This window comes from Porphyromonas sp. oral taxon 275 (genome assembly GCF_018127745.1).
GTDB lineage: Bacteria > Bacteroidota > Bacteroidia > Bacteroidales > Porphyromonadaceae > Porphyromonas.
Window position 1 is genome coordinate 2,034,408 of the sequence record NZ_CP072333.1, and the last position, 15,024, is coordinate 2,049,431.

The 15,024-nt window shown below is 63.0% G+C and carries 8 protein-coding genes and 2 pseudogenes; 3 read left to right on the forward strand and 7 right to left on the reverse strand.

Annotated elements, in window-relative coordinates; genetic code table 11:
• Positions 1 to 30: 30 nt before the first annotated feature.
• A complete protein-coding gene (locus J4862_RS08205) occupies positions 31 to 747 on the reverse strand; it encodes a pyridoxine 5'-phosphate synthase (RefSeq protein ID WP_211788615.1) in 717 nt (238 codons plus the stop codon).
• Between the two features lie 116 nt (positions 748 to 863).
• Here J4862_RS08205 and J4862_RS08210 point away from each other — a divergent pair, with 116 nt between their 5' ends.
• Both J4862_RS08210 and J4862_RS08215 read left to right on the forward strand, forming a co-directional pair.
• Positions 864 to 1,736, forward strand: coding sequence for an NAD(+)/NADH kinase (locus J4862_RS08210; protein ID WP_211788616.1), 873 nt, complete (start codon positions 864 to 866; stop codon positions 1,734 to 1,736).
• Between the two features lie 75 nt (positions 1,737 to 1,811).
• Positions 1,812 to 4,895, forward strand: a complete 3,084-nt coding sequence (locus J4862_RS08215) for a glycoside hydrolase family 2 TIM barrel-domain containing protein (protein ID WP_211788617.1) — start codon at positions 1,812 to 1,814, stop codon at positions 4,893 to 4,895.
• Between the two features lie 120 nt (positions 4,896 to 5,015).
• Here J4862_RS08215 and J4862_RS08220 read toward each other — a convergent pair whose 3' ends face one another.
• The 6 genes and pseudogenes from J4862_RS08220 to J4862_RS08240 form a co-directional block, all read right to left on the reverse strand.
• Positions 5,016 to 6,020 carry a 2-hydroxyacid dehydrogenase gene (locus tag J4862_RS08220; RefSeq protein WP_211788618.1) on the reverse strand — a complete coding sequence of 335 codons (1,005 nt, stop codon included), beginning with the start codon at positions 6,018 to 6,020 and terminating at the stop codon, positions 5,016 to 5,018.
• Positions 6,021 to 7,553: 1,533 nt separating this feature from the next.
• Positions 7,554 to 7,955 (reverse strand): annotated as a pseudogene (locus J4862_RS08850) (DUF2721 domain-containing protein); the annotation flags it as partial.
• A 31-nt stretch (positions 7,956 to 7,986) separates the two neighbouring features.
• Entirely contained in the window at positions 7,987 to 8,685 is a 699-nt protein-coding gene (gene lipB / locus J4862_RS08925; RefSeq protein ID WP_371742411.1) for a lipoyl(octanoyl) transferase LipB, read from the reverse strand.
• Between the two features lie 177 nt (positions 8,686 to 8,862).
• Positions 8,863 to 9,480, reverse strand: a pseudogene (locus tag J4862_RS08930) (MBL fold metallo-hydrolase); the annotation flags it as partial.
• A 48-nt stretch (positions 9,481 to 9,528) separates the two neighbouring features.
• The gene (murB, locus tag J4862_RS08235; RefSeq protein WP_211788621.1) at positions 9,529 to 10,548 is read right to left on the reverse strand and encodes a UDP-N-acetylmuramate dehydrogenase; all 1,020 of its coding nucleotides are present in this window, start codon (positions 10,546 to 10,548) and stop codon (positions 9,529 to 9,531) included.
• 22 nt (positions 10,549 to 10,570) lie between these two features.
• Positions 10,571 to 11,047, reverse strand: a complete 477-nt coding sequence (locus tag J4862_RS08240) for an SPOR domain-containing protein (protein ID WP_211788622.1) — start codon at positions 11,045 to 11,047, stop codon at positions 10,571 to 10,573.
• Positions 11,048 to 11,803: 756 nt separating this feature from the next.
• Here J4862_RS08240 and J4862_RS08245 point away from each other — a divergent pair.
• Positions 11,804 to 15,022, forward strand: a complete 3,219-nt coding sequence (locus J4862_RS08245; protein WP_211788623.1) for a TonB-dependent receptor — start codon at positions 11,804 to 11,806, stop codon at positions 15,020 to 15,022.
• Positions 15,023 to 15,024: the final 2 nt, after the last annotated feature.

Sequence of the window (15,024 nt, forward strand, 5' to 3'; positions counted from 1 at the left end):
GCATCTAGAGTGCTGGAGGAAGGGCGGCGGCTAGCGGACGAGGCAGGCGCGGTAGCGGCGGATCGTCTCCTCGAGGCCGAGGTAGAGCGCGTCGGAGATGAGGGCATGGCCTATGGAGACCTCGGCCAGCTGAGGCAGCTGCTCGGAGAAGTAGCGGAGGTTCTCGAGGCTGAGGTCATGCCCAGCGTTCAGCCCGAGGCCGAGGCTGGTAGCGTGTACCGCAGCGCGGGCGAAGGGGGCGACGGCGGCTGCCCTGTCCTCGGGGTAGAGGCGTGCATAGGGCTCGGTGTAGAGCTCGACGCGCTGGGTACCCAGGCGTGCGGCCTCATCGAGGTTCTCCAGATCCGTGCCGACGAAGATGGAGGAGCGTATGCCCCACTCGTGGAGGGCGGCGAGGATATCGCTGAGGAAGTCACGATGGGCGGCGACATCCCAGCCTGCGTCGCTGGTCAGGGCGTCGGGCGCATCGGGCACGAGCGTCACCTGATGCGGGCGTACCTGCTCCACCAGGCGCATGAACTCGGGGCTAGGATTACCCTCGATGTTGAACTCAGTGGTCACGATCTCCCGCAGCTCGTAGACATCGCGGTAGCGTATGTGACGCTCGTCGGGGCGGGGATGTACGGTGATCCCCTGGGCGCCGAAGCGCTCGCAGTCCCGCGCCACCTGTAGGAGGTCGGGGACATTGCCCCCACGCGCGTTGCGCAGGGTCGCCACCTTGTTGATGTTCACACTTAGCTGTGTCATATGTCTAACTTATATATATTTGTAGTAGATAATAGGTCTCATCGAGACCTAAGCGGGACAAAGATACGGCTTTCTCTAGCTAGCGCCGTCTAGCCGAAGGGCCTCCCAGATGGACTATGTACAAGATAGCACTCATCGCCTCGCAGCACCTGGACGGTCACGCTGCGCACCTTGCCGAGCTGCTGGCTGTCCTTGACAGACCGGACGTGCGGCTGTACCTGGATCCGAGCTTCGAGACGATGCTGCGCGAGCAGTTCGGTCTAGAGCCCCGACTGGCAGGGCACCTGCCTCCCTACCCCACTCCACTAGATGTAGACTTTGTGCTGAGCCTTGGCGGCGATGGTACCTTCCTGAGGGCTGCCCGCCGTGTCTTCGCCCAGGAGATCCCCGTGTTGGGGCTCAATATGGGACGCCTCGGCTTCCTCACCGACCGCGGGATCACCGAGGCACTGCCGCTGATGGAGCGTCTCTTCACCGAGGACTACACGCTGGAGACGCGTATGCTGCTCTCGGTCGAGGTGGACGGTCAGTGCCAGGGCGACGTGCTCAATGAGGTCGCCCTCCTCAAGCGTGAGACGGGCTCGATGATCACCATCCACACCATGCTGGGCGATGACTTCCTCGCGGACTACGACTGCGACGGGCTGATTATCGCCACACCCTCGGGCTCTACGGCCTATTCCCTCGGGGCAGGTGGCCCCTTGATGATGCCAGGCTCGCGCTGTATGCTCCTGACGCCCATAGCCCCGCACTCGCTGACGATGCGCCCGCTCGTCGTGCCCGAGGCTACGGATCTGGAGCTCAGCGTACGCGCGCGCAACAATAGCTATATGCTCGTGCTCGATGGGCAGGCACGCATCCTGCCCTGCGGGACGAAGGTGCGCATACGCAAGTCCACACGCCAGCTGCAGGTCATGCACCTCAGTCCCCACTCCTTCGCCGATACCCTGAGGCGCAAGCTCCTCTGGGCCGCTCCTGTACGCGAGTAGCGCCCCCTAGTGCTGCCTCCCCTACTACGCTACAAGATCCATATCTATACACTTCAATCACCACACACTATCGACATGAAAGCCCTCCTCCCCCTCCTGGGGCTCTTCGCGCTTAGCCTCACGGCCAGCGCCCAGCAGTCCTCCAAGGAGCCGTGGCAGAACCCTGAGGTCAATGCCATCAACCGCCTCCCGATGCACGCCGACTACTTCGCCTTCCGCGCGGGTGAGTCGACAGGGGACCTCCGACAGAGCGCCCACTACCTCTCGCTCAACGGTATGTGGCGCTTCCACTGGGTGCGCAACGCCGATGAGCGCCCCACGGACTTCGGCGCCCTAGGCCTCAACGACAAGTCCTGGGCACAGATCCCCGTCCCCGGCAACTGGGAGCTCCACGGCTATGGCCATCCCCTCTATACCAATGTCCCCTATCCCTGGACGAACCAGTTCAAGAACAACCCCCCCATCGTCCCCATCAAGGAGAACCACGTAGGGAGCTACCGTCGCAGCATCACCATCCCTGCCTCCTGGCGTGGCAAGAAGGTCATCGCCCACTTCGGATCCGTCACCTCCAACATCGACCTCTGGGTCAATGGCCGCCCCGTGGGCTACAGTGAGGACAGTAAGCTGGAGGCAGAGTTCGACCTCACACCCTACATCAAGTACGGCGAGGCCAACCTCATCGCCTTCCAGTCGCACCGCTGGTGCGACGGCAGCTACCTGGAGGACCAGGACTTCTGGCGCCTCTCGGGCGTCGGCCGCGACTGCTATCTCTACGCTCGCGAGCCGCAGCACGTGCGTGATCTGCGTGTGGTAGCCGACGTCGATACCGTGAGCTACACGAAGGGACTGCTGTCGGTCAAGCTCGACAAGACCTCCGCCAGCCTGCCCGTACGCCTTACGCTGAGCGATGCCACGGGCAAGGTCGTAGCCTCGGCAGAGACGCGCGGCTCCGAGGCCCAGATGACCCTCGAGCGCGCCCAGCTGTGGAGCGCTGAGCATCCCTACCTCTATACGCTGCGCGTCGAGGCAGGGGGCGAAGTGATCCCCCAGCGGGTGGGCTTCCGCAACGTACGTATCGCCCGAGGGCAGCTGCTGGTCAATGGTCAGCCCGTCCTCATCAAGGGGGCGAACCGCCACGAGATCGATCCCGACGGCGGCTACCATGTCTCCCGCGAGCGTATGCTGCAGGACATCGTGGTGATGAAGCAAATGAACATCAACGCCGTACGTACCTGTCACTACCCTGACGCCGCCCTCTGGTATCAGCTCTGCGATGAGTACGGGCTCTACGTCGTAGCGGAGGCCAACCTCGAGAGCCATGGTATGGGCTACGGCAAGGAGTCTCTGGCGCACCGCAAGGACTTCCTCAAGGCGCACCTCGAGCGTAACGAGCGCAACGTCCAGCGCAACGTCAACCACCCCAGCGTCATCACCTGGTCGCTGGGCAACGAGTCGGGGCACGGCGAGAACTTCTGGGCTGCCTACCGCCTAGTGAAGAAGCTCGACCCCACCCGCCCTGCACAGTACGAGCGCTCGGGCAAGGAGGCGACCGATATCTTCTGCCCCATGTACCGCCGTCCCTGGGAAATACAGAAGTACCTCGACAGCAAGCCCTCGATGCCTGTCATCCAGTGCGAGTACGCCCATGCTATGGGTAATAGCGAGGGCGGCTTCGACGAGTACTGGGATATGATCCGCCGCGAGCCTCAGTATCAGGGCGGCTTCATCTGGGACTTCGTCGATCAGGGCCTGCGCTGGCGCGACAAGAAGGGCCGCTCCTTCTACGCCTATGGGGGCGACTTCAACCGCTTTGACTATTCGGACAACAACTTCCTAGACAACGGGCTCGTCAGCCCCGACCGTCGCCTCAATCCGCACGCCTATGAGGTGAGCTACGTGCACCAGAGCATACGCCCCTCGATGGTAGACGCAGCGAAGGGACGGATAAAGATCTACAACGAGAACTTCTTCACCGACCTGAGCCGCTACACGATGCGCTGGGAGCTCTCTGTAGAGGGCCTTCCCGTCCAGTCGGGGACGATGCAGCTGCCCGCGATTGCCCCGCAGGCCACTGAGGAACTGACGATCCCCTACACGATGCCCGCTGTGGGCGCGACGGAGGACGTCACGCTGCAGCTCTCCTTCACGCTCACTCACGCCGATGGGATCCTGCTGGCAGGTACGGAGCTGGCGCACGAGCAGTTTGTCCTGCAGAAGGGGCAGCTGCCTGAGCTGAAGCTCAACGAGCAGCGCGCCCAGTCCGCCCCCGAGCTCCTCTCCAACGATGTGCAGTACTACATCATCAAGGGCGCGGACTGGCGCATCGAGATCGACAAGGCTACGGGCTTCGTCTCGCACTACGAGGCAGGCGGCGTGCAGCTCCTCGATGAGGGGCATCAGCTGCGCCCCAACTTCTGGCGCGCCCCGACGGACAACGATATGGGTGCTGGTCTGCAGCGTCGCTACGCCGTCTGGCGTCACCCTGAGCTCAAGCTCAAGAGCCTCAAGGCCACGCAGCCCGAGCCTATGCTCATCAAGCTCGAGGCCCGCTACGAGCTGCCCGCCGTCGGCGCTACGCTGAGCATCGACTATACCATAGACGCGACGGGACGCATCCTCTACCAGCAGGCGATGAAGGCTTGCAGCAAGGAGAAGGTGGCCAATCTCTTCCGCTTCGGTATCAAGATGGAGCTGCCTCAGGAGCTGGATCAGGTTGCCTTCTACGGCCGCGGCCCTGTGGAGAGCTACCCTGACCGCAAGCTCTCGCAGCCCTTCGGCTACTATCAGAGCTCTGTAGCGGATCAGTTCTACCCCTACATCCGTCCGCAGGAGACGGGGCTGCACAGCGACCTCAGCTACTTCCGTGTCCTCGACAGAGGCGGCCGTGGGCTAGAGCTGCGCTCGGACAAGCTCTTCATGGCCTCGGCGCTGGATCGCAGCATGGAGAGCCTCGACGGCTATCCTCAGAAGGGTCAGGAGCACTCCGAGTTCATTGCCAAGGCGCCCTTCACCCAGCTGCTGGCCGATAGCTACCACATGGGTCTGGGCTGCTACGACAGCTGGGGGGCACTACCACAGCCTAAGTACCTGCTGCCCTATCAGGACTATAGCCTGACGCTGCTGCTGACGCCCGTGCTGCCGCTGCGCCCTCAGCCCTAGCCCTGGGGCTAAGGAACCTAAGAGCTGCCGCTGCCGCTAGAGGCAAATAAAGAGCGCGCCCTGCCAACCTCATCGGGTCGGCAGGACGCGCGCCTTTTATACTAGGCTCGGGGCACTCGGCTATTCCGTCACAGCGTTGGGCAGCTCGTGGCCGAGGACGAAGTCACGGATGTTGCCGAAGGTCGTGTGGGCGATGTTGCTCGTGGCCTCACGGGTGAAGAAGGCCTGGTGCGAGGTCATGATGACGTTGTTGAAGGACAGCAGGCGCGCCAGCGTGTCGTCGTCGATGATCTTGTCACTCTTGTCCTTGTAGAAGTAGGGTTCCTCTTCCTCGTAGACGTCGAGCCCTGCGAAGCCGACCTGCTTGTTCTTGAGGCCCTCGATAAGGTCCTCGGAGTGGATCAGGCGGCCGCGTCCCGTATTGATGATCATGACGCCCTTCTTCATCTTGGCGATGCTCTCGCGGTTGATGATATACTCCGTCTCGGGCGTCAGGGGGCAGTGCAGGGAGATGATGTCCGAGCCTGCGTAGAGCTCGTCGAGGCTGACGTAGCGCACCTGGTTGGCCTCTGCGAAGGCGTGGTCGGGATAGAGGTCGTAGGCCAGTACATTCATGCCGAAGCCGCGCAGGATGCCGATGAGCACCTTGGCGATCTTACCCGTGCCGATGACCCCGAGCGTCTTGCCGTACATGTCGAAGCCCATGAGTCCGTTCAGGGAGAAGTTACCGTCACGCGTACGCCAGCTAGCGCGCTGGATCTTGCGGTTCAGCGAGAGCATGAGGGCCACGGCGTACTCGGCCACAGCGTGGGGCGAGTAGGCGGGGACGCGCGCCACGGTGATGCCTGTGGCCTTGGCGGCGGGCAGGTCTACGTTGTTGTAGCCTGCGCAGCGCAGGGCGATCATCTTGACGCCGTTCTGCTTGAGCTCGGCGATGATCTCGGCGTTGAGGTCGTCGTTGACGAAGACGCAGACGGCGTCGGCGCCGCGCGTCAGGGAGATGTTGTCGTGGCTAAGGTTGCCCGTATAGTACTTGATATCGAAGCCATATTCTTCGTTTACCTCGTTGAAGGTCGCCTTATCGTAAGGCATCGTGCCGAAGAACGCTATAGTAGTCTTGTTCATTTACTTCTTGTTTGCTTTGTTTTGGATTTCTGTCTTGCGAGCGCAAAAATACAACAAATCCTCCCTCCGCTGTACGGTACGGCTAGGGTAGGGGTCGGAGGGCTGCTCGCCGAGGCCTCTTGACCCTCCTCACAGCTGGCTTCGAGAACGGGCGCGTTATGCCTTTGCTCGCCTCGGACTAAGCCGCGGTAAGGCTTGCCCTCGGCCTCCAAGCACTGTGCGTCTATAGGGGGAGGGTGCGTGAGGGCTATCCCTCAGCGTGCTGAGGGACGGCAGTGAGGAGCGTGAGGGCTATCAGTGGAGAGGGCTGAGGGATATCCCTCAAGGAGGCTCGGGCAAGGGGCAAGGCGCGCTGCGGCTCGATGAGGCCTTTGCTCGGCCCAGTAGGGGAAAAGCCTCGGCGGCTTGCCCTCGGCTAAGGGGGTAAAAGGGCAGCGGCTCACCCCCGACGACGCTGCGTGGGGATGAGCCGCTGCTCTTAGGGTTGGGGACGTAGCCTAGGGCCTAGTCCTGGGGCTCCTCGGGAGCCTGCTGCTGCAGGGCGCGCAGCTGGCGGGCACGTGCCTCCTCGTAGCTCATCGGACGGCCGGGCTGCTCGTCGGCGGGGCTGCTGACGGGCTCCGTGCTAGGGGCGGGCTGAGCGGCAGGCTGTGCCGTGCGGGCAGCGGGGCGGGGCGTGACGAGCGGAGCACCTGCGGGGCGTGCCATGGGCGCTGCCGTCGAGGGGCGGCTAGGCTGCACGCTGGCCTCGGGCTGAGCGAGGGCTGGCTGGGCTGCAGGCTGGCTGGGAGCTTGACTTGGGCTAGGGCTTGTGCTCTCAGCTGCGGGTGCACGCTGCACGGTGCTGGGCTGGGTAGCGGGCGCTGCTACAGGCTGCTCACTGCGGCTGGGCTGCTGCTCCGTCTGCTGCTGGGGCTCGCGGGGCTCGCGGATGGGGCGCTCGCTGCGGGGCTGGCCTGCGGGCTGTGCGCTCTGGGGCTGCGTGCTCTGAGGCTCGGCGCTGTGGGCTATTGGCTGCTCCTGGGGACTGCGTGGAGCGCGGGGCTCACGTGCTTCACGAGGCTCGCGCTGGGGGCGGCCTTCGCGCTGCTGACGGGGTTCACGCTGCTCACGAGGCTGCTCGCTGCGGCTCTCGGCCTGCTCGGCGCTCGCTGCACTCGTGGACTCCTGAGGCTGCTCGCTGCGCTCACGGCGGGGTTGACGCTGGCCCTCACGTGGCTGACGCTCCTCACGTCCTTCACGGGACTCTCGGCTCTGACGAGGCTCGCGCTCCTCGCGGCCCTCACGGGGCTCACGCTGCTGGCGTTCCTGACGCTCTTCGCGGCCAGAGCGCTGTCCTTCGCGGCCTTCACGGCTCTGACGCTCGGGGCGCTCTTCACGTCCTTCGCGGGGCTGACGTTCGGGACGCTCCTCGCGGGCGGGGCGCTCGTCCTGGGACTTGCCTTCGCCGCTGGACTTCTTCTTTTTCTTGTTCTGCTTACTCTTCTCGCGCTGTAGCTCCTCATCGTCGGGACGGCGGCGCAGCAGCGAGGGCTGCTCCTTCTTGAGCGAACCGAGATTGAGGCTCAGGGCGTCGACAGAGATCTGTATCTCCCAGATGCAGACGCAGAGTGAGGCCGCTAGCAGCACCATCCCAGCCCCAAAGATCATATCTCCGAGGACGGGTAGGTGGATGTAGAAGAAGAACATCGCCGTAAGGCAGAAGAGCAGGCTGCTGGCCCCTAGGATCTGCATGGCGCGGATCAGCTTGAGGCGGCGGTAGAGGTTGCGCAGCTGTGCCAGGCTGGTGGGCTCGGCCTGAGGGTCGCGCTCGTGCTTCTCCTTGAGGCTACGCACGATGCTGGCGTAGGAGAGGAAGCGGTTGGTATAGGCTAGCAGGATCAGCGAGATGGCCGAGAAGAGGAGGGAGGGAGTGGAGAGGTTGATCTCGTTCATATACTATGGGGCGTATGACAAGGGTGAATAACTAGTAGCGCTGCGGCATGAGCTCACGCAGCCTACGGTGGAGGATGGATACCAGCATGTGGCGTATGACGACGAGGTCTATGGCCTGGCCTGTCTCGCCTGCGATGGAGGCTACCTTGCCCTGCTTGAAGCCACAGGGGTTGATGAGCTGGAAGGGGCTGAGGTCGTTGGTGACGTTCAGCGCGAAGCCGTGCATCGTCACGTAGCGGCTGCTCTTGACGCCTATGGCCGCGATCTTACGCTCCCGCTCGGGGTCGCCGACATCGAGCCAGACGCCAGCCGCACCTTCCTTCAGTTCGCCCTTGATACCGTAGAAGCGCAGGAGCTCTATGATCGAGCTCTCCAGCAGCTCTATGTAGGCGCGCAGCCCGAGGCCGAAGCGCTCGAGGTCAAGGATAGGGTAGCCCGTGATCTGGCCAGGGCCGTGGTAGGTCACGTCCCCGCCGCGCTCGATCTCATAGAAGTCGTAGCCCATGTCGCGTAGGTGCTCGGGGCTTAGCAGCACGTTGGCCTTGTCGGCGTGCTTGCCCATCGTGAAGACGGGCTCGTGCTCGCATAGGAGGAGGTAGCTGCTGGTGGGGCGGCCCTCATGCTTGAGGGTGAGCTGCTCCTGGAAGAGCTCCTTCTGCAGCTCCCAGGCCTCGGCGTAGGCGATACGGCCAAGGTCGCGGTAGTGGAAGGGCTGCTCGAAGGGCGGCAGCGGCGTCTCGGTGACCTGGCCGTCCACAATGCTGAGGCACTGCCCGTCGTAGGCAGGGCGGACGTCCGAGGGTAGGAGCTGCTCCAGCTCGCGATGGCTGGGGGCGTGGTGCGAGAGGTGCGTCAGGAGCGTCAGCTGAGGGCGCTCCGTGAGCTGGGGGAGGCGCTGCAGCACGTCCTCCACACTCTGATGGCTCGGGTGGGGGCGGCTATAGCGTAGGGCATTGAGGACGACGAGCTGAGCACCATCGACCTTCTGCCACTCGGAGGGCTCGATCTGCTTGAGGTCGGTGATATAGACCAGCGGGCCTATACGATAGCCGACGATGGGCAGGGAGCCGTGCATGAAGGATAGGGGGATAACCTTCTCGCCGCAGACCTCGAAGGGCTGGCCCTCGACGATGGGCTTGAGGCTAAGGCGTGGCGTCCCAGGGTAGGGATTGGGCCCGAAGGCGTAGTGCATGCGGCTACGTACGGCCTCCAGCGTGCGCTCCTGCCCGTAGATGGGCACCTCCTGACGCCAGGCGATGGTGCGGATGTCGTCCAGGCCGAAGGTATGGTCGTAGTGCTCGTGCGTCAGGAGCACGGCGTCCACGCGGTCCAGCATGAGCCGCGTAGCCTGCTCGTGGAAGTCGGGGCCACAGTCGATGAGGATGCGCTTGCCCTGATCGGTGATGACGAGGGCCGAGGTGCGTAGTCGGCGATCACGCTGATCGTCGCTCTGGCATACAGGGCAGCCGCAGCCCACCTCGGGGATGCCTGTACTGGTACCTGTGCCTAGGATGATGACCTTCATGTATATGTGTGGGTGTGCTACGGTACCCGTAGAGGCGGGTGCCGGCAGCTAGCTGATATAGCGCACCTCGGGCTGTAGCTCGATGCCGAAGCGCTCCTGTACCTGCTGCTGTACGTGCTGAGCTAGGCGTGCGATGTCTTGCCCCGTAGCCTCCCCGTCGACATTGGTCAGCACAAGCGCCTGCCGTGGGTAGACGCCCGCATGCCCCAGGACGAAGCCCTTGAGCCCGCAGCGATCGATCAGCCAGCCAGCGCTGAGCTTGATCTGACCCTCGGGGGCAGGGTAGTGGGGGATGTCGGGATAGGTCTCCTGGAGCTCCGTGAGCCGTGAGGGGGGGACGATGGGGTTCATGAAGAAGCTCCCTGCATTGCCTAGCTCGGCGGGGTCAGGGAGCTTGCTGCGGCGGATGGCGATGACCTCCTGGCGTACGTCCTCAGGGCTGGGAGCAGCGCTGCGGGCGGCTACACGTGCCTTGAGGTCGGCGTAGTCCAGCTGCAGCTCGGGCTGCTTATCGAGGCGTAGTAGTACGTGCGTGACGATGTAGTCTGCCCCCTCAGCCGTCTTGAAGAAGCTGTGGCGGTAGGCATAGTCACACTCCTCGGGAGCGAAGTGACGTAGCTCACCCGTACGGCGGTGTACGGTGTGCACAGAGACGACGCGCTGGCTGATCTCGGCGCCATAGGCTCCGATGTTCTGCACCGCTGCGGCGCCGACCTGGCCAGGGATCAGGGAGAGGCATTCGAGACCTCCAAGTCCGCGGGCACAGGTGTATGCTACGAGGTCATCCCAGTGCACACCAGAGCCTACGAGGAGGGTGAGGTGTGCCTCATCCTCCTCGTAGGTCTCGAGTGTGGTGATCTGGGAGTGCAGGACGATGCCATGGAAGTTGGTAAGGAAGAGCATATTGCTCCCCTCGCCTAGAAGGAGGTGCCGGCACTCCTGGAAGTACTCATCCCGGGCCAGGAGCTGCAGCTCCTCGATGCTCTTGTAGGGGATGAACCAGTCCGCCTGGGCGTCTATGCCGAAGGTGTTGTGCGCCTTGAGGGAATACTCCTTCCTGATGTCCATAGCTAGCTGCTCGCTCGGTGGATTACTGAGCGTTCTCTAGGAGCCAAGCGTCCTTGAACTCGGGGGCGAAGCGTGCCTTGACGGCCTCACGGCTGGCAGCTGCCTCATCGCGCGTGTCGAAGCTAGAGACGATGACACGCAGCATACCCACGTCATTGGTAGCGAGTACAGCCTGGTAGCCAGCCTGCGTCATGCGGTCCTTGAGGCTGCGCGCGTTGGTGGGGTTCTGGAAGCTCCCTACGACGACGCTGAAGCGCTTGAGGTGGCTCGCATTCTCCCCTTCGTAGGTGGAGACGCGCTCCTTACGTACAGTGACGGGGGCAGCGGGCATCTGAGCGGCGCTAGCCTCGTACTGTACGGCAGGCTTGGTGTCCTGTGCAGCGATCTCACGCTGCTTTGCTTGTTCGTAGGCCTTACGGTAGGCGCTCTTCTTAGCGCCGCAGGAGCTGAGGGTCAGCACAGCACCCAGTGCCAGGGATGCAAGGATGATCTTCTTCATATGTTTCTATTATTGGGGCACCCAGCGCGATACGCAAGCCCGCGCTGTATGCTATTATCCATACTACAAAGTTAATAATTCTCTCGTAGCGGCGAGCAAAGCGCCTCACCGAGGCTGAGGGACTTCGTCCGACCTCCTCCCATGAGGCTCGGAAGGCCCTGCCCAGGCATCCCTGAGCAGCTGCCCGCCCAAGGCTGCTCCGCGCGCCCTAATTAGATATGTATATAACGCAGCTGGGACGCCCACCGCATAGCGCCGAGGCTGGGGGCGCGTCCCCTACAGCCGCGCCTCCAGCTTGCTCCTACGGGCTCTTCTCGGTGGCGCTGGGGAGGGGGTGTTGCTGATGGATATCAGTCAGCACGCTGAGGGCCGTCAGTGGACGCCGTGAGGGGTATCAGTCAGGAGGCTGAGGGATATCCCTCAGCGAGACTCTGGGCTAAGGGAGGCCGCGTCGCAGCCTTATTGGGAGGGGTGCTGAGAGGCGTCTTAGACCGTCTTTAGGCTTCGTAAATAAATTAAGGAAGTGCTTGTATTACACGACTTTTACTAACCCTTGCTCGCCCCGATCATTATCCCTAAATTTGCCCTAAACGAAGGAACAAAGAGGAAAACACTAAGGGCGCCGAGGAGGAGACCTCGGCACGCGCCCCGCGCTGGGAAGAGTAGGGGAGAGCTGCCCCCCTACCTGCGCGACCCTCCCCCCAGCATTAGCCCCCCAGCTAGACCCGTACATACATACACTATAATTAAAGTCACATGAAAAGAAAACTACACAGGTCGAGGCTCCTCGGGCTGCTGCTCCTTCTGCTGACCCTCCTCATGCCGCAGCTCTCGGCGCAGAGCCTCGCGGTACGCGGACGCGTCGTAGACAGCAAGGGCGAGGCCGTCGTCGGAGCCTCCGTAGTGGTCAAGGGCGCCCAAGGTAAGGGTAGCGTGACCAATCTGCAGGGCGAATTCTCCCTCTCGGGACTGAAGAAGAGCGACGTGCTCCGCGTCAGCTTTATCGGCATGAAGACCGAGGAAGTAGCCCTCGAAGGGCAGCAGTCGCTGACCATCACCCTACAGGATGCCGCCACCAAGCTGGACGATGTCGTCGTGGTGGGCTACGGCGTCCAGCGCAAGGTCAACCTCACTGGGGCGGTCAGCTCCGTCAAGGGCACCGAGCTCGCACGCCGTCCCGTAGCGGACGCCTCCCAGAGTCTGCAGGGGCTCGTCCCTGGTCTCTTGGTCACCAACGGCTCCTCAGGACGCCCTGGCGGGACGGGGACGCTCTCGCTACGTGGGCAGGGCAACCTTAAGAACAACGCCTCGCCCTACGTCCTGGTCGATGGGGTGGAGATGGCCCTCTCGGATGTCAACCCCAATGATATCGAGAGCATCTCCGTGCTCAAGGATGCTGCCGCCAGCGCTATCTACGGCGCACGCGCGGCCTACGGGGTCGTACTCGTCACGACCAAGAAGGGCGTAGCGGGCAAGATCCGTATCGGCTATCAGGGCAACTTCGGCTGGTCGGCACCGACGCTGCTGCCCGAGATGGTCAACTCCTATGAGTTCGCCAAGTACTGGAACGCAGGCGTGCGCAACTCGGGCTCGCCTCGTCTCTACAGCGACCAGAAGCTGGAGCTGCTGCGGCGCTACATCGCTGACCCCTCCAGTGTCGACCCCTGGGCAGAGCTGCCGAAGAACTCAATGATGAACCCCGCCTTCGAGAACTCGGAGCAGGGGGTGGGCAATGTCGACTACTTCGCCCTCCACTATAAGGACTGGGCGCACAAGCAGAGCCACAACCTCAGCGTCTCGGGCGGCAGCGAAGGCACACAGTACTACGTCTCGGGCGGCTACTATACCGAGGACGGCATCCTGCGCTATGCCAAGATGCAGTACCAGCGCTACAACTTCGCCTCCAAGGTCACGAGCCAGCTCAAGCCTTGGCTACGCCTCAAGCTCGATACCAAGTACATCCACGGACAGAATGATACGCCCTTCGGCGCAGGCGGGCTCTCCGAGGGCTTCTACCACTCGCTGGCGCGCTTCCGCCCCACGGTCTCCGTCGTCGACCCCAATGGGCACTTCACCGAGCTAAGTATGATCCCCTACCTCCGGAGCGGCACCTACACGCGTCACAAGCAGGATCGGCTTAACCTCACTGCTGGCGTCGAGCTGCAGCCACTCAAGGATTGGCGTATCTACCTCGACTATACCTACCGCCTCGGAGGCTCGGAGTACGAGGCGCTCAATAGAGCTCCGCGCATCTACGCCGCCGACGGGCAGCGCACCTCCCTCGGGGTACGCAGCGAGCTGGGGGTACTGCCGCAGGGCAAGTTCACCCGTAGCTTCCAGAAGGACAACTATCGCTCGATCAACCTCTACACCAACTACCTGCTCGACCTCGGGGAGCGTCACCACTTCACCTTCCTAGCGGGCTATCAGGAGGAGGACAGCCACACGAGCTTCCTCGAGAGTTCGGTGACGGGGCTCTACTCGCTGGACAACCCCAACGCAGGGATAGGCTCGGGGGACAAGGTGCCCGTGGATCAGCGCTACGGCTGGGCTACGCGTGGCTTCTTCGGGCGTATCAACTACAACTATGACGGGCGCTACCTCGTCGAGCTCAACGGCCGCTACGACGGCTCCTCCCGCTTTGCGCCCGCACACCGCTGGGGCTTCTTCCCCTCCTTCTCGCTGGGGTGGAACCTCCACCGCGAGCACTTCATGCGCTCCCTCTCCCCAACGCTCTCCAACCTAAAGCTCCGCGCCTCCTACGGCCTCCTAGGGAATCAGGCTGGGGCGGCACTCTATACCTTCGCCTCGTCGATGAGCTTGAGCCGCGGCCTCGGGAGCTACATCTTCCAGGACGGGCGCCATCCCTACACGGTCGCGCCACGCGTCATCGACCCCAATACGACCTGGGAGAAGGTCTCCAGCCTCAACCTCGGGCTGGACTTCGGCCTATGGCAGAATACGCTGACGGGTACCCTCGAGATCTTCCAGCGCGATACGCGCGATATGCTCGGCCCTGGGCTGCCGCTGCCTGACCTCTTCGGTGCCGCCGCGCCCGAGACCAACAATGCCGAGCTGCGCAACCGTGGCTGGGAGCTCTCGCTGAACTATCACGGGCGCATCGGCAAGGACATAGACTACTCCCTCGGCGCTCAGGTCTCCGACGCCACAGCCGTTGTGACCAAGTACACCAGCATCGACAAGAGTTCGCCCCATACCCAGTGGTACGAGGGTCGCAGCCCGGGCGAGATCTGGGGCTTCCGCTCCGATGGGCTCATCCAGACGCAGGCCGAGGCGGATGCCTACAACAAGACGCACGACCTCAGCTATCTCAGCGGACAGCCCTGGACGCCTGGTGACGTCAAGTACCGAGACCTCAATGGCGACGGCAAGATCAATATCGGCAAGAGCAAGCTCGGGGACATGGGCGACATGACGGTCATCGGGGACACGACGCCCCGCTATCAGTTCACCTTCAACGGCAGTATCGCTTGGCGCGGTCTCAGCCTCTCGCTGATGCTGCAGGGCGTAGGGAAGCGCGACTGGCACCCAGGCCCTGGCTCCATCTACTTCTGGGGCTGGGGACCTTACGCCCAGGTCACGGTCTTCAAGCAGCACCTCGACTACTGGACGCCAGAGAACCCTAACGCTTACTACCCCAAGCCCTACATCCACACCGCAGGCGGGGTAGCCCCCTTCCAGGGCAAGAACAAGGTCACCAACGACCGCTACCTGCAGAACGCCGCCTACTGCCGCCTCAAGAACGTGACCCTTAGCTACGAGCTCCCCAGCCAGTGGACCAAGGGCAGCAAGGTGCAGGTCTACCTCTCGGGAGAGAACCTCCTGACCTTCACGGGGCTCAAGGGGATGTTCGACCCCGAGGCCATCTTCACCGGCAACGGCTATACGAGTGAAGGGGGGAAGAACTACCCGATGAACCGCGTCGTCTCCTGTGGCGTCGTCGTAAACCTCTAAGC